The 17,917-nt window shown below is 70.8% G+C and carries 15 protein-coding genes; 4 read left to right on the top strand and 11 right to left on the bottom strand.

All coding sequences use genetic code 11. The features are described 5' to 3' along the window. Nucleotides 1-4 precede the first annotated feature (4 nt). Both folP and CFW40_RS20020 read right to left on the bottom strand, forming a co-directional pair. Nucleotides 5-943, bottom strand: a complete 939-nt coding sequence (folP, locus tag CFW40_RS20025) for a dihydropteroate synthase (protein WP_256331374.1) — start codon at nucleotides 941-943, stop codon at nucleotides 5-7. Nucleotides 944-1,066: 123 nt separating this feature from the next. Continuing rightward, nucleotides 1,067-2,914, bottom strand: a complete 1,848-nt coding sequence (locus tag CFW40_RS20020) for a phosphatidylglycerol lysyltransferase domain-containing protein (RefSeq protein WP_088799193.1) — start codon at nucleotides 2,912-2,914, stop codon at nucleotides 1,067-1,069. A 141-nt stretch (nucleotides 2,915-3,055) separates the two neighbouring features. On the opposite strand from CFW40_RS20020, the gene CFW40_RS20015 reads away from it, so the two are divergent. Then, nucleotides 3,056-4,171, top strand: coding sequence for an esterase family protein (locus CFW40_RS20015; RefSeq protein WP_088799192.1), 1,116 nt, complete (start codon nucleotides 3,056-3,058; stop codon nucleotides 4,169-4,171). Between the two features lie 175 nt (nucleotides 4,172-4,346). On the opposite strand, the gene folE is transcribed toward CFW40_RS20015, so the two are convergent. From folE to dacB, 6 genes are all read right to left on the bottom strand, one after another. Beyond that, complete coding sequence (gene folE, locus CFW40_RS20010) at nucleotides 4,347-4,952, bottom strand: GTP cyclohydrolase I FolE (RefSeq protein ID WP_088799191.1); 606 nt, start codon at nucleotides 4,950-4,952, stop codon at nucleotides 4,347-4,349. 116 nt (nucleotides 4,953-5,068) lie between these two features. Then, nucleotides 5,069-7,081 (bottom strand): ATP-dependent zinc metalloprotease FtsH, encoded by a 2,013-nt coding sequence (ftsH, locus tag CFW40_RS20005; protein WP_088799190.1) that lies wholly within the window; start codon nucleotides 7,079-7,081, stop codon nucleotides 5,069-5,071. 282 nt (nucleotides 7,082-7,363) lie between these two features. Beyond that, nucleotides 7,364-7,903, bottom strand: coding sequence for a hypoxanthine phosphoribosyltransferase (gene hpt / locus CFW40_RS20000; RefSeq protein WP_030077134.1), 540 nt, complete (start codon nucleotides 7,901-7,903; stop codon nucleotides 7,364-7,366). Between the two features lie 86 nt (nucleotides 7,904-7,989). After that, the gene (tilS, locus tag CFW40_RS19995) at nucleotides 7,990-9,048 is read right to left on the bottom strand and encodes a tRNA lysidine(34) synthetase TilS (protein WP_088799189.1); all 1,059 of its coding nucleotides are present in this window, start codon (nucleotides 9,046-9,048) and stop codon (nucleotides 7,990-7,992) included. Between the two features lie 188 nt (nucleotides 9,049-9,236). Next, entirely contained in the window at nucleotides 9,237-10,385 is a 1,149-nt protein-coding gene (locus tag CFW40_RS19990; RefSeq protein WP_088799188.1) for a zinc-dependent metalloprotease, read from the bottom strand. A 181-nt stretch (nucleotides 10,386-10,566) separates the two neighbouring features. Next, nucleotides 10,567-12,162 carry a D-alanyl-D-alanine carboxypeptidase/D-alanyl-D-alanine-endopeptidase gene (dacB, locus tag CFW40_RS19985; protein ID WP_088799187.1) on the bottom strand — a complete coding sequence of 532 codons (1,596 nt, stop codon included), beginning with the start codon at nucleotides 12,160-12,162 and terminating at the stop codon, nucleotides 10,567-10,569. 86 nt (nucleotides 12,163-12,248) lie between these two features. Between dacB and CFW40_RS19980 the strand changes: the two genes are divergently transcribed. After that, on the top strand, nucleotides 12,249-12,743 hold the full coding sequence (locus CFW40_RS19980; RefSeq protein WP_088799186.1) for an inorganic diphosphatase: 495 nt from the start codon (nucleotides 12,249-12,251) through the stop codon (nucleotides 12,741-12,743). Between the two features lie 156 nt (nucleotides 12,744-12,899). Here CFW40_RS19980 and CFW40_RS19975 read toward each other — a convergent pair whose 3' ends face one another. Both CFW40_RS19975 and CFW40_RS19970 read right to left on the bottom strand, forming a co-directional pair. Next, nucleotides 12,900-14,642, bottom strand: coding sequence for a threonine/serine exporter family protein (locus CFW40_RS19975; RefSeq protein WP_088799185.1), 1,743 nt, complete (start codon nucleotides 14,640-14,642; stop codon nucleotides 12,900-12,902). A gap of 236 nt (nucleotides 14,643-14,878) precedes the next feature. Beyond that, on the bottom strand, nucleotides 14,879-15,586 hold the full coding sequence (locus CFW40_RS19970; protein WP_088799184.1) for a DedA family protein: 708 nt from the start codon (nucleotides 15,584-15,586) through the stop codon (nucleotides 14,879-14,881). A 209-nt stretch (nucleotides 15,587-15,795) separates the two neighbouring features. On the opposite strand from CFW40_RS19970, the gene CFW40_RS19965 reads away from it, so the two are divergent. Beyond that, nucleotides 15,796-16,164 carry a YbjQ family protein gene (locus tag CFW40_RS19965; protein WP_088799183.1) on the top strand — a complete coding sequence of 123 codons (369 nt, stop codon included), beginning with the start codon at nucleotides 15,796-15,798 and terminating at the stop codon, nucleotides 16,162-16,164. A gap of 96 nt (nucleotides 16,165-16,260) precedes the next feature. On the opposite strand, the gene CFW40_RS19960 is transcribed toward CFW40_RS19965, so the two are convergent. Then, nucleotides 16,261-17,019, bottom strand: a complete 759-nt coding sequence (locus tag CFW40_RS19960) for a MerR family transcriptional regulator (RefSeq protein WP_088799182.1) — start codon at nucleotides 17,017-17,019, stop codon at nucleotides 16,261-16,263. 115 nt (nucleotides 17,020-17,134) lie between these two features. Here CFW40_RS19960 and leuE point away from each other — a divergent pair, with 115 nt between their 5' ends. Continuing rightward, complete coding sequence (gene leuE, locus CFW40_RS19955) at nucleotides 17,135-17,800, top strand: leucine efflux protein LeuE (RefSeq protein WP_088799181.1); 666 nt, start codon at nucleotides 17,135-17,137, stop codon at nucleotides 17,798-17,800. Nucleotides 17,801-17,917: the final 117 nt, after the last annotated feature.

The raw sequence follows: 17,917 nt of genomic DNA, 5'->3' as shown, positions 1-17,917 counted from the left end.
CCGCTCACACCGTTCCCGTCGTGTTCGCCGTCGTGTCGCTCATCTCACCCGCACCGGCCGCACCGGCCGTTTCGCCACGCCGGGCCGCCGCCGCGTCCTCCACGGCACGGGCCACCCGTACCGCGTCCGCGCTCGCCCTGACCTCGTGCACCCGCACCGCCCAGGCCCCCTCTCGCGCCACGATCGCCGACACCGCCGCCGTCGCCGCGTCCCGCTCCCGGGCCGGCGGCGGGGCAGCTCCCTCGCCCCCTGCCAGCACCCTGCCCAGGAACCGTTTCCTCGATGCCGCCACCAGCAACGGACGGCCCAGCGCCCGCAGCCGCGCCAGCCCGGCGACCAGCGCGAGATCGTGCTCCGCCTTCTTGGCGAAGCCCAGGCCGGGGTCGATGACGATCCGGTCCGGGTCGATCCCGCCGGCCACCGCACGCTCCACGCTCCGGGCGAGTTCGTCGACGACCTCGGCGACCACGTCCTCGTAGACGGCGCGGTTGTTCATGTCGATGGACTGGCCCCGCCAGTGCATCACCACGAACGGGACGTGGTGGGTGGCCACCACGGACACCATCGCCGGGTCGGCGGCGCCTGCGCTGACGTCGTTGACCAGGCGCGCCCCGGCCTCCACGGCCTGTTCGGCGACCGAGGCGCGCATGGTGTCGACGGAGACCACGACACCGGCGGCGGCAAGCTCCCGGACGACCGGGACGACCCGGCGCAGCTCCTCGGCCTCGTCCACCCGCGCCGCGCCCGGCCGGGTCGACTCACCGCCCACGTCCACCATGTCGGCGCCCTGCGCCACCAGGTCGAGACCGTGTTTGACGGCGAGTTCGGTATCGAACCAGTCACCGCCGTCGGAGAACGAATCAGGCGTCACATTGACGACGCCCATCACCGCGCAGCGTCCCCAGTCCGGCAGTCCGGCCACCCGGCCACGCAAGGTACTCATGGCACCAGCCTAGGCCGTGTGCCGACCGGCCGGATTGCTGCCGTCGGCTGCGGGACCGCCCGGACGGCGGCACCCTCCGGGCGACGCGGAACGGCGCCCTCCGGCGCCTGGTCCGGCAGCCGGTCAGGCCGCCCGCTCGACCGCGCCCGCCGCCCTGACCGGCTCCGGCGTGTGCACGCACGGCCGCGGCTCGGCGGGCTTCCGGCGCCGGAAGATGCGCGGCAGGTTCAGCTCCAGATAGCCCTCGGCCTGCATCGCCGCCAGACCGATCCGGGGGATGTCACGGCTGTTGCGGAAGACCACGAAGCGGGGCTCCCAGCGTGGCCGGAACTTGTCGTTGAACTTGTACAGGGACTCGATCTGGTACCAGCGGGACAGGAAGACCAGCAGCCCGCGCCAGACCCGGATGACCGGCCCGGCGCCCAGCTTCTCGCCGCGCTCCAGAGAGGAGCGGAAGACCGCGAAGTTCAGCGACATCTGCTTGATCTTGAGGTCCGGGGCGGCCTGCAGCGTGGCGACGATCAGCAGCTCGTTCATGCCGGGGTCGGCGCTGCGGTCGCGCCGCATCCGCTCCAGGGAGATCCCGCTGTCGCCCCACGGCACGAAGTACTGCATCGCCTTCAGGTCCCCGTACGGGCCGGGCGCCTCGCCCTCGGCGACCGGCAGGTGGGCGGTCGCGATCACCCCGTCGCCGTCGGCCACCGCATCGATCCGGCCCAGCGCCATGGAGAAGCCGCGCTCGGTGTCGGTGTCCCGCCAGGCGTCCGCGGCCTGCTGGATCCGCGCCAGCTCGGCCGGGTCCAGATCGCGCACCCGCCGCACCCGGGTCTCGTAACCGTTGCGCTCGATGCGCTTGACCATCTGCCGTACGTTGCGCATCGCGCGGCCGGCCAGGGTGAAGTCGGCCACCTCCACGATCGCCTCGTCGCCGAGCTCCAGCGCGTCCATCCCGGTCTCCCGGGTCCACACCTGGCCGCCGGTCTCGCTGCAGCCGGTGACCGCCGGGGTCCAGGAGTGCGCCTTGGCCTCCGCCATGAAGCGCTCGATGGCGCCCGGCCAGGCCTCGACATCGCCTATCGGGTCGCCGCTGGCGAGCATCACCCCGGAGATCACCCGGTAGCAGACCGCGGCCTTGCCGGTCGGGGAGAAGACCACGCCCTTGTCGCGGCGCAGCGCGAAGTAGCCGAGCGAGTCACGGGCACCGTGCCGGGCGAGCAGTTCACGCAGTTGCTGCTCGTCGTCGTCGGTCAGCCGGGCCGCCGGGTGCTCGGGGCGGAAGGCGAGGTAGGCGGTGGTGGCGACGGTCAGCAGGCCGAGCGCGCCGAGGGAGTAGCCGACGGTGTAGTCCACCTGCTGGGTGTAGCCGATCGGGCCCTCGAAGCCGCACAGGCCCCACAGGACGTGCTGGACGCGGTCCCAGACGGAGGGCGAACCGATGATCTTGTTGGGGTGGGAACTGACGATGATCATGCCGATGCCGAAAGCGGCACCGCCGAGCACGACGAAGTTGGCCAGCGCCTTCCAGCGGCTGCGCGGGTCGGGCAGCGCCGCGAACTCCCTGCGGTGCCACACCAGGAACGCCAGCAGGGCCAGCGAGAGCACCGCGCCGAACACGGAGTGGCGGTAGACCAGCTGAGCGGCGATCCCCACCGGGAGCAGCGCCACGGCCGCTCCCCAGGCCCGCCGCTTACGCCGTTTGAGCCCGTGGGCCAAAAGGAGCAGCAGGATGCCCACGACGAGGGAGGCGGCGGCCGCCAGCGGGCTCACCGCGCCCGGCAGCACCTCCGCGAGGGCGTGCACCCGGCTGTGCCGGAACCGCGGGAACATCCCGGCGGCGAGGTTCAACAGGCCGACGACCACACCGGCCGTACCGACGCACCCCGGCACCGCTTCGGGCCGCGGACCGCGGAGCCAGCGTGGCGGACGCCACGCAACCTTCTCCGACTTCTCGCCATCTAGCCTGTCAGACATCACTTTCCCGTCGCCCCGGTCGAGAGAACGTGCGAGCCTTGTCGCAGCATCTGGACTTTATGCGCCCTGTATGACGGCGTTTCAGGGCTCGGGGTTCCACCAGCGGTACGGATGGCCCGGCCGCCCGGAAGAAAGCACCACATGGGTCTCACCAGCAAGAAAGTGCTGCTTCTTGCCGTCCTCGTTGCGGTGGCACTGTTCGTCCTCACCGTTTGGCTCTGGCCTCGCCTGGCCAAGGGGAACTGGCGCGCTGTCCTCGGCCGTGTCGGACTCCTGCTGGCGACCCAGCTTTCGCTTTTCGCCGTGATCGGCCTGTCCGCCAACAACTCGTTCGGGTTCTACGCGTCCTGGGCCGACCTCTTCGGCCAGGAGCAGGAGCCGGGTGTGGTCACCAATTACCAAACCGGGCCGAACGGCACCAAGCTGCAGATGCTGGGCACCGAGCGGGTCAGCGTCCGGAACGGGGCACGCCCGGCGGTCGGCGGCCGCATCGACAAGGTGCTGATCCAGGGCGAACACTCCCGTATCGCCAGCCCTGCCTTTGTCTATCTGCCCCCGCAGTACTTCCAGAAGGAATACGCGCACAAGAATTTCCCGGCGGCGCTGGTGCTCACCGGGTATCCGGGCACCGCCCAGGCGCTCTACAAAAAGCTGCATTTCCCGCAGACCCAGCACGCACTGCTCAAGAAACACAAGATGCAGCCGACCGTCCTGGTGATGATGCGTCCGACGGTCGCGCCGCCCCGCGACACCGAGTGCATGGACATACCGCGCGGCCCGCAGACCGAGACCTTTTTCACCAAGGACCTGCGCGCGGATATCGCCGGGCACTACCGAATAGGGCGCGAGGCCAAGAGCTGGGGTGTCATCGGTGACTCCACCGGCGGCTACTGCGCGCTGAAGATGACCATGCGCCACCCCGACGCGTACTCCAGCGCCGTCGCCCTCTCCGGCGCCTACAAGGCCCCCCTCGACGCCACCACCGGCGACCTCTTCGGCGGCAACCCGCAGCTGCAGCGCGAGAACAACCTGCTCTGGCGTCAGCAGCACCTGCCGGCCCCCGAGGTGAACCTGCTGGTCACCAGCAGCAAACAGGGGGAGGGCAACTACCACCAGACGCTGCGGTTCATCCAGCAGACGAAGTCACCGAGCCGGGTCTCGTCGATCATCCTCGACAGCGGCGGCCACAACTTCAACACCTGGCGCCGCGAGATCCCGGCCGCCCTGGAGTGGCTGGGCAATCACCTCAAGGCCTGACGGGGCGGTGCGCGTCCCGTACGGCCTGCCCGCGGCCGGGTTCCTCAGCAGCGTCTGAGGGGCCCGGCCGCGGGCAGGCCGAGGCATACGCCATGGCGGGCGAGTACCGGGCACGCGCCTCGGCGAACGAGTACCGGGCACGCGCCCCAAGGGGCGGAGCAGCAGGCTCCTCGCCTCAGCGGGCGAGTATCAGGCTCATCGCCTCGGCGCGCGTGGCGGCGTCGCGCAGCTGGCCGCGGACGGCCGACGTCGTCGTCTTGGCTCCCGGCTTGCGTACGCCGCGCATGGTCATGCACATGTGCTCGCACTCGATGACGACGATCACGCCGCGCGGCTCCAGGATCTCCATCAGCGAGTCCGCGATCTGCGTGGTCAGACGCTCCTGGACCTGCGGGCGCCGGGCGTAGACATCGACCAGCCGGGCCAGCTTGGACAGGCCGGTGATCTTGCCGTCGGCGGACGGGATGTATCCCACATGCGCCACACCGACGAACGGCACCAGGTGGTGCTCACAGCTCGATACCAGCTCGATGTCCTTGACCAGCACCATTTCGTCATGACCGAGGTCGAACGTCGTGGTGAGCACGTCCTCCGGCTTCTGCCACAGCCCGGCGAAGATCTCCTTGTACGCCCGCGCCACCCGGGCCGGCGTCTCCAGCAGTCCCTCTCGGTCCGGGTCCTCGCCCACCGCGATGAGCAGCTCGCGAACGGCGTTCTCGGCGCGCTTCTCGTCGAATGTGCCGATCTTGCCGTCGACGCCCAGCGTCACAGGGTCGGTCATGTGGTGCCTCGTTCCTTCTGCGCCCGCTCGTGATCGCGGTGGAATCGCGGAATGCCGCGCCCCCCAGATTAAGCCTGGGGGGCGCGGCATTTATTCCGGGGCCGTGGGCCCGGGGATCAGCTCTCGGGACGCTGCTCCTCGGGAGCCTCCGCCTTCTCCGTGGAAACGGTGGCGGTCGTGGTCACCGAGCCGTTGGCCGGGGCCAGCTCCCGCGGCGAGAGCACCGGCGGGCGGCTGGAGGGCGTACGGCGCGAGGAGCCGGTCCAGGCCGGGCGGGCCGGGCGCTTGACCACGTGCTTGAAGAGCTCGGCGATCTCCTCCTTGTTGAGGGTCTCCTTCTCCAGCAGCGTCAGCACCAGGTTGTCCAGCACATCGCGGTTCTCGACCAGGATCTCCCACGCCTCGTTGTGCGCGGTCTCGATGAGCCTCTTGACTTCCTCATCGACCAGCGCGGCGACCTCTTCCGAGTAGTCGCGCTGGTGACCCATCTCACGGCCCAGGAAGGGCTCGGAGTTGTCGGTCCCGAACTTGATCGCGCCGAGCCGTTCGGTCATGCCGTACTGCGTGACCATCGCGCGGGCCGTTGCGGTGGCCTTCTCGATGTCGTTGGCGGCACCCGTGGTCGGGTCGTGGAAGACCAGCTCCTCGGCCGCGCGGCCGCCCAGCATGTACGCCAGCTGGTCCAGCATCTCGTTGCGGGTCGTGGAGTACTTGTCCTCGTCGGGCAGGACCATGGTGTAGCCCAGGGCCCGGCCGCGGGACAGGATCGTGATCTTGTGCACCGGGTCGGAGTTCGGTGAGGCCGCCGCGACCAGGGCGTGTCCGCCCTCGTGGTACGCGGTGATCTTCTTCTCCTTCTCGGACATGATCCGGGTCCGCTTCTGCGGGCCGGCCACGACGCGGTCGATCGCCTCGTCCAGGAAGTGGTTGTTGATCAGCTTCTCGTCGCTCCGGGCCGTCAGCAGCGCGGCCTCGTTGAGGACGTTCGACAGATCGGCACCGGTGAAGCCGGGGGTGCGCTTGGCGACGGCCGAGAGGTCGACGTCCGGGGCGACCGGCTTGCCCTTCTGGTGGACCTTGAGGATTTCGAGGCGGCCCTGCAGGTCCGGACGGTCGACGGCGATCTGCCGGTCGAAACGGCCGGGGCGCAGCAGCGCCGGGTCGAGGATGTCCGGACGGTTCGTGGCGGCGATCAGGATCACGCCGCCCTTGACGTCGAAGCCGTCCATCTCGACCAGGAGCTGGTTGAGGGTCTGCTCGCGCTCGTCGTGGCCACCGCCCAGCCCCGCACCACGGTGCCGGCCGACGGCGTCGATCTCGTCGACGAAGACGATCGCCGGGGCGTTCGTCTTGGCCTGCTCGAAGAGGTCACGGACACGGGAGGCACCGACACCGACGAACATCTCGACGAAGTCGGAGCCAGAGATCGAGTAGAACGGGACACCCGCCTCGCCGGCGACGGCACGCGCCAGCAGCGTCTTGCCCGTTCCGGGCGGGCCGTACAGCAGCACACCCTTGGGGATCTTGGCGCCGACGGCCTGGAACTTCGCCGGCTCCTGCAGGAACTCCTTGATCTCGTGGAGCTCTTCGACCGCCTCGTCCGACCCCGCGACGTCCGAGAACGTCGTCTTGGGGGTGTCCTTGGTGATCAGCTTCGCCTTCGACTTCCCGAAGTTCATCACCCGGGAGCCGCCGCCCTGCATCTGGTTCATCAGGAACAGGAAGACGACCACGATGAGGACGAAGGGGAGCAGCGACAGCAGCACCGAGACGAAGGGGTTCTGCTTCGACGGGGAGACGGTGTACCCGTCCTTGATCTCGCCGGTCTGGTACTTGGCCTGCAGGTTCTTGGCCACATCGACGCCCTGGTCGCCGATGTAGCTCGCCTGGAGCTTGTTGGAGCCGTCGATCTTGTAGGAGCCCGACAGCTCGACCTTGATCTTGTTCTCGTCACCGGTCGTCAGCTCGGCGGATTTCACCTTGTTGTCAGCGATCGCCTTGACGACCTGACCGGTGTCCACCGTCTTGTAGCCGCCGGACGAGCCGACGACCTGCATCAACACGACCACGGCGAGGACGGCCAGCACGATCCACATGACCGGCCCACGGAAGTATCGCTTCACGTCCATCCATACGGAGCCGCTGAGGCCCCGTCCCTCCTGCCACAGTGAGGCACAACGCCCTTGGGAGGGCTGGTCGTGCGTACGGTGTATTACTGGCCCGAAAAAGAACTGCCTTCGGACGGTACCCCAGCATTGTCACCCGGCGCCTGCGCCGAGGGTGAACACGAAGCCGGGGATTCCGCTCTCCCTGCTCCAACGGCGGGCGGCCCCGAAGGGTTCCCGCCGCCCCGCGGCAGCCGGGCCGGGCCCCGTCCGGCCACGCCGGCCGGACGGGCACACGGAGCGCCCTCAGCCGCCGTAGACGTGCGGCGCGAGAGTACCGACGAACGGCAGATTGCGGTACTTCTCCGCGAAATCGAGGCCGTACCCCACCACGAACTCGTTGGGGATGTCGAAGCCGATCCACTTCACGTCGATGGCGACCTTGGCCGCGTCCGGCTTGCGCAGCAGCGTGCAGACCTCCAGCGAGGCCGGCTCCCGCGAGCCGAGGTTCGACAGCAGCCACGACAGCGTCAGGCCGGAGTCGATGATGTCCTCGACGATCAGGACGTGCTTGCCCTTGATGTCGGTGTCGAGGTCCTTGAGGATGCGGACCACACCGGAGGACTGGGTGCCCGCGCCGTACGACGACACGGCCATCCAGTCCATCGTGACGGGGGTGGACAGCGCGCGCGCCAGGTCCGCCATGACCATCACGGCGCCCTTGAGGACACCGACGATGAGCAGGTCCTTGCCCGCGTACTCCGCGTCGATCTTCGCGGCCAGCTCAGCCAGCTTCGCGTCGATCTCTTCCTTGCTGATGAGAACCGACTGAAGGTCGGAGCCCATGTCCTTGTCGTCCACCCGTGCCACTCTCGCTCTGTTCGGTGTTCGCGTCAGTCGTGAGACTTCGGATGCGGGGCAGCGTCTGCGGCTCAGCCCTGCCGGATCACCAGTCTGCCACCCTGCCGTCGCACACCCACTCGCCCGGGGAGGTTGATGGCTCCCTGCCCCCGCCAGGCCGTGATCAGCCGGTCCACTTCTTCGATGTGGCGGGCGAAGAGCGAACCGGCCGGTGCGCCGGCGGCGATGACTGCCCGGCGCAGCACCCGGCGGCGCACCGCGGGGGGCAGGGCGAAGAGAGCGGCGATGTCGAGGGTGCCGGTGTCGTCGAGGACCGTGCCCTCCGCGTCGGCGGCCCAGGCATCCAGCGCATCGGCATCGTCACGGGAGAGCTGGGCGGTACGGGCCAGCGCCTCGACGACGCCCTTGCCGAGCGCCTTCTCCAGGGCGGGCAGGCCCTCGTGGCGGAGGCGTGAGCGGGTGTAGGCGGGGTCGGTGTTGTGCGGGTCGTCCCAGACGGGCAGCGACTGGATCAGGCAGGCCTTGCGGGCGGTCTGGCGGTCCACGTCGAGGAAGGGCCGGCGGTAGCGGCCGTCCCTGCCGCTGGTCGCCGCCATACCGGAGAGCGAGCGGGTCCCGGAACCCCGGGCGAGACCGAGCAGCACCGTTTCCGCCTGGTCGTCGCGGGTGTGGCCGAGGAGGACCGCGGTGGCGCCGTGGCGCTCGGCGGTGGCGTCCAGGGCGGCGTAACGAGCGTCACGGGCGGCGGCTTCCGGTCCGCCCGCCCCTCGCCCGCCACCACCCCGGTACGCGGTGCCGTGCGCCACCCTGTTCGGCTGGTCCACATCGACGGCGACGACCTCGACGGGGTCCAGTCGCAGGCCCCGCAGCCGCAGGGCGACCTCGGCGGCGCGGAGGTCCGAGCCCTCCTGGAGGCCGTGGTCGATGGTGACGCCCCCGGCGCGGACCCCGAGCTTGGGGGCCTCGAAGGCGAGGGCGGAGGCGAGCGCCATCGAATCGGCGCCGCCGGAGCAGGCGACGAGCACGAGCGGGGGCTCGTGCCGGTCCTGCGCGCAGTGGTGGGTGAGGACGTCGTGGAGTACGCGGCGGACCGCCAGGCGTATCGCGGCGACCGCTGGATGGGGACCCATGTCCGTTTCCAATCGTTCAGCTGGGAGCCCGCCGGTGAGGGCATCTTGGTCACACAGAGTGCCTAGATGGTGACAGAGGCGAGCGGTTCCCCGAGCATTGCACGCCTATCCATCCGTATCGGTCCCTCAGACGGGTGATTGAAGGGGCGCGCTACTGCCACCCGGTGTGCCCAGCTCACGTCGTTCGATTACGGTGCCCCGTCCGCTTTGCGGTGCACCCGCGCGACCCAGTCCGCCGGTTTGGCGATCTCTTGTTTGGTCGGGAGGGTGTTCGGCGACGTCCAGACGCGGTTGAAGCCGTCCATCCCGACCTCCTCGACGACCGCGCTGACGAACCGCTCGCCGTCGCGGTACTGCCGCAGCTTGGCGTCCAGGCCGAGCAGCTTGCGCAGCGCCTGGTCCAGCCGCCCGGCGCCGCTGGCCCGGCGCTTCTGGAACTTCTCACGGATCTCGGCGACCGACGGCACGACATCGGGGCCCACGCCGTCCATCACGTAGTCGGCGTGGCCCTCCAGCAGGGACATCACCGCCGTCAGCCGGCCCAGGATCTCGCGCTGCGCGGGCGTCTGGACGAGATCGACGAGGGAGCGGCTGCTCTCCTCCTCGCCCTCCTCACCCTCGGGCTTGGCGCCGGCCAGCGACTGGGCGGCCTCGCGCAGCCGCTCCAGGAGAGTGCCCGGATCGATGTCCGTCTCGCCCAGGAACGCCTGGATCTCGCCCTCGATGTGGTCCCGCAGCCAGGGCACGGCGGTGAACTGGGTGCGGTGGGTCTCCTCGTGGAGGCACACCCACAGCCGGAAGTCGTGCGGTTCCACCTCCAGCTCGCGCTCCACGTGCACGATGTTGGGCGCGACGAGCAGCAGCCGGCCGCCCTGTGCCCCCGCCGGCAGGTCCCGGGAGGCCGGGGCGAAGGTCTCGTACTGGCCGAGGACCCGCGAGGCCAGGAACGACAGCAGCATGCCCAGCTCCACGCCGGTCACCTTGCCGCCCACCGCGCCGAGCACCGCGCCGCCGGGGAGCGCCGAGCGGCGGTCCTCCATCTTGGCCAGCAGCGGCTTGAGCACGGCCCGGAAACCGGCGACGTTCGCCTTGATCCAGCCGGGCCGGTCCACGACGAGGACCGGCGTGTCATGCGGCGCCTCGCCCGTCGCGTCGGGCTGTGCCATCCGCGTGAAGGCCCGGACGTGCGCCTCGGAGGACTTGGCGTGCTTGCGCAGCTCGGCGACGATCGCGCGCGCCTCGTCCCGGCTCACCTCTGGCCCCGGCCGTACGAACCGGGTCGCGGTCGCGACCGCGAGGTTCCAGTCGACCATCTCGGTCCCACCGATGCTCGTCATGAGTTCACCGTACGTGGGCGCATGGCGTGGGGGTAGCGGACTGCGGACCTCCGCCGCACCGAACCACCCACGAGCACCCGCACCAACCGGACAACACCCCACCCACGGGAGGTGACGGGCCCGCGCAGCGGGCGAAGAACGGCGACAGACCCCCACGGCGGGAGAGCCACCCTCGCGGGACTCAGCGGCAGCCGCAATTCGCTACCGCCGAGGCGAGTTTGTCGAGGGCGTTCTGGGCGCCTTGGGGGTCGGTGGTGCCGGTGGTCATGAAGGAGAAGACCAGGAGCCGGCCGTCGGCGTCGACGACGGTGCCGGCCAGGGTGTTCACGCCGGTGAGGGTGCCGGTCTTGGCGCGTACGGCGCCGGCGCCGGCGCTCTGGCCCCGGTAGCGGTTGCTGAGGGTGCCGGTGAAGGCGGCCACCGGGAGGCCGGTGAGGACGGGGCGCAGTGCGGGCCGGTCGGGCGACGAGGCCTGCAGCAGGAGGTGGGAGAGCAGGGCGGCAGTGACCTTGTCGTCGCGGTCCAGGCCGCTGCCGTCCTCGAAGACCGCGCCGGACAGGGGCAGGTGCTGCCGGGCGAGCGCGGTGCGGACGGCCTTTCCGGCGCCGGCGAAGCCGGGCGGCTGCCGCAGGGCGAGGGCGGTCTGGCGGGCCAGTGCCTCGGCGATGTCGTTGTCGCTGTAGGTGAGCATCCGCTCGACGAGCGCGGACAGCGGCAGCGAGCGGACGGTGGCGATCCGGTCGGGCTTCTTGGGGGCCTTGGCGTATGACGGGCCGCCGTCGACCGTGATGCCGCGCTCGTGGAGCAGTCCGGCGAAGGTGCGGGCCGCGTCGCGGGCCGGGTCGGTGCTGCGGGGAGCGGTGCCGTGGTCGCTGTCGTCGAGACGTCCCTCGTCGGTCATCAGGGCGGTGACGGGGGCGATGTTCTCGTTCGGGCCGATGGGGTGCAGGGCGGGACCCGTGTACGCGTCGGTGTCGTAGCCGAGGCCGACCTTGGTGAGGTGGCGCTTCTTGAGGGCGCGGGCGGTGGCGTCGGCGAGGGTGCGCAGATTCGCGGGCTGTTCCTCGGCGCCGTGTTGCGGGGCGCGGGCGGTGAGCGTGGGGTCGCCGCCGCCTACCAGGACGATGCGGTTCTTGCCGCCCATGACGACGGTGGTGTCGATGCGGTGGTCGGGGCCGAGCGCGGAGAGCGCGGCGACGGCGGTGGCGAGCTTGACGGTGGAGGCGGGGGTGGCGGCCGTGCCCTGGCCCTCGCCGAAGACCTCGCGGCCCGCGGCGACGTCCAGGACGGAGGCGGTACGCAGCGGGCCGAGCGCGGGGTCCTTCAGCAGCGGGGAGAGCGCGTCGGCCAGTCCCGCCGCGGTGGGCACGGGGGCCGCGCCGCGGCCCGCGGAGCCGGGCGCCGCGTCGCCGAGCGCGGGCAGGACGGGCGGGGCGCTGGGTGCCCGTCCGGGGTCGGCGGCGTGATGCTCACCACTGGCACCGTCCATGGAGCCCGCCTGTGCGCGCTCGGCCGTACGCTGACCCGAGTCCCACGGCCCCGCCGCTGCCACCGCGGCGAGCGCGACCGCCAGGCCGGTGGCTGCGGAGACCGCCGTCAGCCGCCAGGTTTGCCGGGTATGGCGCGGTGTGGCCTCCCAGGCATGCCGCGCGGCCTCGGCCGTACGGCGCGCCGCGTCCGCCGCGCGCTCGGCCGCACGGACCGCCGCGCGCGTCGCCGCCCGCCCGGACCGCTGCGCCGACTGCCATCTGACCTGCCACTTTCCGGTCTCCGGCACCTCGGACCAGCCCCTTTCGCCACCACACACCTGCGTGGGGGACACTTAATCACCAGACGTATGTGTTGATCATGGAGGAGCCACCCGTGGAGTTCGACGTCACCATCGAGATCCCGAAGGGTTCGCGGAACAAGTACGAGGTGGACCACGAGACCGGTCGGATCCGCCTGGACCGTCGACTCTTCACCTCGACCAGCTACCCGGCCGACTACGGCTTCGTCGAGGACACCCTGGGCGAGGACGGCGACCCGCTGGACGCGCTGGTCATCCTGGACGAGCCGACCTTCCCCGGCTGCCTCATCAAGTGCCGCGCCATCGGCATGTTCCGGATGACGGACGAGGCCGGCGGCGACGACAAGCTGCTGTGCGTGCCGGCGTCCGACCCGCGGGTGGAGCACCTGCGGGACATCCACCACGTGTCGGAGTTCGACCGCCTGGAGATCCAGCACTTCTTCGAGGTCTACAAGGACCTGGAGCCCGGCAAGTCCGTCGAGGGCGCCAACTGGGTCGGCCGCACCGAGGCCGAGGCCGAGATCGAGGCCTCGTACAAGCGCCTCGAGGCGCAGGGCGGCAAGCACTGACACAGCCGTACGGTCCCGGCGCGCGGCGGGGTTTTCGTGACCGCGACGCGCCGGGGTCCGCGGACTGATTTTCTTACGCGAACGGGCGGCACCCGGTTGGGTTGCCGCCCGTTGTGCGTGTCGCGGGCGGTGCACCGCCCGCCGGGGGTGCGCCGGCTAGAAGCCGCGGGTGCGCTTGGCGGCGCGGCGGCCGCCGGCCTCCTCGATGCCGGGCGCCCGCAGGAACAGCCGGGCGACCTCGGCGCCGAGGTTGACCCCCACCGCGATGGCCAGCGCCAGCGAGGCGGCCTGGACCAGTGACGTCAGGCCCTGCGGCAGATGTCCCTGGGCGAAGTTGAGCAGGCCGAAGTACGTGGCGCTACCGGGCAGCAGCGGGCCGATGGCCGCGGTCACGTACGGCAGCGCGGACGCATAGCGGTAGCGGGAGAGCAACTGGCCGAACAGGCCGACCAGTCCGGCCGCGATCGCGGTGGCGGGCACGGCGTTTATCTTGGCGACGTAGGTGAGCGCGCCGTACACGACCCAGGCGACGCCGCCGTTCAGGGTCGCAAACGCCACGGTGTGACGTTCCTGCTGGAGCAGCACACAGAACGCCAGCGCCAGCAGCATGGCCGCCACGATCTGCACCACCGGCACGTTGTACTCCCCCAGCGACTGCTCGGGGTTGAGCCGCCGCAGGCCGGGATTCAGCTGCAGACCGATGTAGAGCACGCTGAGCACGCCGACGACGATGCCGACGATGAGGTAGCCGACCTCCAGCAGACGGGCGGCGGCGGTGATGTAGTAGCCGGTCAGCCCGTCGTGGACACCGGCGACCAGCGCCCGCCCCGGGATCAGCGCGAACAGCCCACCGGTGATCACCGCGGACGCCTGCACATTGGCGTGCGCCAGACCGAACGCGACGCCCACCGCGGCGGGCGGCATCGCGGCGACCACGAACTGGTAGAACTCCGGAAGCCCGCGCGCGGACGCCAGCCAGGCCAGCCGGTCGCCGAGCATGGAGCCCACCGCGGCCGCGACGAACACCAGCAGCTCACCGCCGACCAGCATGGAGGCGGCACCGGACAGCAGCCCGGAGGCCACCGTCAGCGCCCAGCTCGGGTAGGGGTGGCGGTTACGGCGGATCTCGGCGAGGCCGCGGTAGGCCTCTTCGAGGGTGATGCCCTCGGACGCGATCTCGTCGACGAGCCGGAAGACCGCGGACAGCCGGTTGTAGTCGACGCCGCGGCGCCGCACCGTCCGGCTCGCCGTGACCGGATCGTCGACCAGCGACGGCTGGTAGGAGATCGACAGCAGGGTGAAGGTGACCGTCGGCTCGACGCGCTCCAGCCCGTAGGCGTGCGCCACACCGAACATCGCGGCCTCGACGTCCTCGGCGCCCTCGCCGCCGGCGAGCAGGATCTCCCCGATACGCAGCGTCAGGTCGAGTACGCGGGGTACGGCCGGGCCGGTCTCGTCGTCGGCCCGCTCGACGCGTTCGGGGACCGGCCGCTCCCCCACCGGCATCCGCAGCATGGTGCGCATACGGTCCTGCCAGGGCGCCTCCTTGGTGAGGCGGACGGCGGGGATGCCGTGCGGCGGGGTGAAGGCGTAGCTGAGGGCGGTGGAGCCGGCGGGCATCGGGGTCTGGCCGGTGGTGCCGCTGGGCCGCGCGAACGCCGAACCCTCCTGCTCCGCGGGAGCCTCCGGGCGCAGGCCGGAGGGCAGCGCGAACTCGGAGGTGGGGTGCTCGTCCTCGGGCAGCGGCGGATACGGCACGCCCAGCGGCGGGGTGAAGGCGCTGTGCACCTCGTCCGGCTGGGGCTTGCGCTCCTCGGAATCTGCCGAGTCCGGGCCGCCGCCGCTGCTGCTGCCACTTCCGCTCGCGCCGCGCTGGCCGCGTTGAGGGTCCGACGCCACGGTTCTTCGCTCTCCTCGTAAGCCTCCTGACGGATACGAAGGACACGATGCCTGATAGGGGTGGACGGCGCGTGCGCGGGGGCGACGTTTCGGCTACCGGTCCGGTGCGCTTTGCCGGCGGCGCGGCGGTTTTCGGCTGTCCCGCCGTGGCTCCCCCACTGCCTGAAGGGCGTGGGAGGCACCCCCAGCGGCGAGCGGTCTGCCGCTGCGCGGGTCCGGTGACCGGTGGCTGGTGGTCAGCGCTTGGCGTGGCGGCCGCGGCGGGTGTCCTGGGCGGGGCCGTGAGCGCGGTCCGCCGGGTGGGGCGGGGCGGGCTGCTCGTTCTTGGCCTTGCCGCGGGCGCGGAGGTACTCGATGGCGATCGGTACGACGGAGACCAGGACGATCGCGACCAGGATCAGCTCGATGTGCTGGTGGACGAACGCGATGTTCCCCAGCGAGGCGCCGAGCAGCGTGACGCCGGCGCCCCACAGGGCGCCGCCGATCAGGTTGAAGGTGATGAAGGAGCGGTAGTTCATCCGGCTCACACCGGCGATGATCGGCGTGAAGGTCCGCACGATCGGTACGAAGCGCGCCAGGATCAGCGACTTGGGGCCGTGCTTCTCGAAGAACGTATGCGCTTTCTCGACGTTCTCCTGCTTGAAGAGGCGGGAGTCGGGGCGCTTGAAGAGCGAGGGGCCGACCTTGCGGCCGAAAAGGTAGCCCGCCTGGTCGCCGAGGACGGCGGCCAGCACCACCAGGGAACACACCAGCCACAGCGGCCGGTCCAGCTTGTTCGTCGTCACCAGCAGTCCGGTGGTGAACAGCAGCGAGTCGCCCGGCAGGAAGAAGCCGATCAGCAGGCCGGACTCCGCGAAGACGATGACCAGGACGCCGACCAGGCCGAAGGTCGCGATCAGATAGTCCGGGTCCAGCCACTGAGGGCCGAGCGCGAGAGTATTCACGGGGTGAAGGCTCCTGGGTCGAGGGCGCCGGATCGTGCGGTGCGACGAGCGAAGCGACGAGGGTGCAGGCGCGTGTGCGGCCCAAAACTATCAACGCCACACGGCCTCCCTTGGTTCCAGGCGGGCCCCGGGGGCCCCACCCGAGCGCCCCCCGACCGCTGGCCGCGCCCGACGGACCGGGGGATGCTGGCCGCAAGGAGGTGCGCGCCATGGGCATCGAGGAGTACGGCGGCGGGCAGCATGCGCAGTCCGATGTGCTGGTGGTCACGACCAACGACGTCCCGGGGTTTCACGTGGAACGTGTCATCGGCGAGGTCTTCGGCCTGACCGTGCGCTCGCGCCACCTCGGCAGCCAGATCGGCGCGGGCCTGAAGTCGATGATCGGCGGCGAGCTGCGGGGCCTGACCAAGACCCTGGTCGAGACCCGTAACCAGGCGATGGAACGGCTGGTGGAGCAGGCCCGCTCGCGCGGTGCCAATGCGGTGCTGATGTTCCGCTTCGATGTCACGGAGGCCGCGGACGTGGGCACCGAGGTGTGCGCCTACGGGACGGCCGTGGTGCTCTCCCCGCAGGGCTGAGCGCCGGACCGGGGTGTGCGGCGGGTGGCGCACCGCCCCCGCCGCACACGGCGGAAGCGAGCCGTACGGGCCGGGTGCGCTCCCGGCCCGAACGGATCACAGGTGGCGGACGGCGTTGGCCAGCATCGCGTCCCGCATATAGACGGCGAGGCCGGGCCTGATGGCCTCGTAGGTGGCGGTGAACCGCTCGTCCGCGACATACATCTCGCCGAGTCCGCTGTGAGCCTCGTGGGTGCAGTCGTAGTACGCACCGCTGATGAACCGCCGGTGCTCCTCCGCGACGTCCATGGCCGCCTCGGAGTCCGCCGGCACGTCCCGCGCGAGCAGGTCCGCCATCGTGCGGTGCAGGGCGTCGAACTCGGCGGTCAGCCGCTGCCAGTCGTCCTTGGTGTACGCGGCCGTCCTGCGCTGCAACTCCTGGTAGGCGTCCGTGCCGCCCCAGCGTTCCTCGGCCTCCGCGGCGTAGTCATCGGGGTCGAAGTCCCCGAAGACCTCGAACTTCTCCTCCGGTGTGAGCCGTACCTTCATCCTGCGTGCCTCCATCGCGTGTTCGACGGCCGCGGCCATCTCCTGGAGTCTGGCGATTTGCCCGGTCAGCAGGCCGTGCTGGCGCCGCAGATGGTCCTGCGGATCCGTGTGCGGGTCGTCCAGGAGGGCCGCGACCTCGTCGAGCGGAAAGCCGAGCTCCCGGTAGAACAGGATCTGCTGCAGCCGGTCCAGATCGTCCTCGCCGTAGCGCCGGTGACCCGCAGGGTTGCGTTCGCCGGGCAGCAGCAGCCCGATCTCGTCGTAGTGGTGCAAGGTGCGCACCGTCACACCGGCGAAGGCGGCGACCTGTCCTACCGAATAGCTCACTTCCGCTCCCCTCTCGGTACGCGCTCCACGATGTGTCCTCACGTCGCGTGAGGCGCAAGTCCGCATCATGAAAAGCCGGTGAGGCGGCGGACAGGGGGATGAGATCCTGCCGCACATGCTGGGGATAACGGATCTGTCCACGTATCTGGTGGGTCTCGCGCTGATCATTCTGCTGCCGGGGCCGAATTCGCTGTACGTCGTGTCGGTGGCGGCCCGGCGCGGCCCGCGGGTGGCCTACCGGGCGGCAGCCGGGGTGCTGTGCGGTGACACGGTGCTGATGACGCTGTCGGCCGGCGGGGTGGCCTCGCTGCTGCAGACCAGCCCGGTGCTGTTCGCCGTCGTGAAGTTCGCCGGCGCGGGCTATCTGACGTGGCTGGCGGTCGGGATGCTGCGCGGCGCCTGGGCGCTGTGGCGCGGCCGGGAGGCGCGCCGGGCCGAGCTGCGGGGCGGGGCGTCCGAGGCGCCGAAGGAGACCGTGGAGCGGCCGTACCGCAGGGCGCTGGTGGTCAGCCTGCTCAACCCGAAGGCGATCCTGTTCTTCATCTCCTTCTTCGTGCAGTTCGTCGACCCGTCCTATGCCCATCCGGTGCTGTCTTTCCTGGCGCTCGGGGCCTGGGCGCAGCTGTTCAGCGTCACGTACCTGTCGGTCCTGATCTTCAGCGGGACGTTTCTGGCGGCGACCTTCCGCCGCCGCAAGCGGCTGACCGCCGGGCTGTCCGCGGGTGCGGGTGCGGCGTTCCTCGGCTTCGCCGCGAAGCTGTCGCTGGCGAGCGCGAGCTGAGCCGGCGCCGGGCGGGCGAGCCCGGCGCCTTGTGAAGACGGATACGGGCGGGTGGCGGTCCCTCGGGAGGGCCACCCGCCCGTTGCGCTTCCACTGGGTGAACCCTGGAGGCCACTT

The organism is Streptomyces sp. 2114.4, from assembly GCF_900187385.1.
GTDB classification, from domain to species: domain Bacteria; phylum Actinomycetota; class Actinomycetes; order Streptomycetales; family Streptomycetaceae; genus Streptomyces; species Streptomyces mooreae.
The sequence above is the reverse complement of the archived record's forward strand: the minus strand, read 5'-3'. Positions and strand labels throughout refer to the sequence as shown.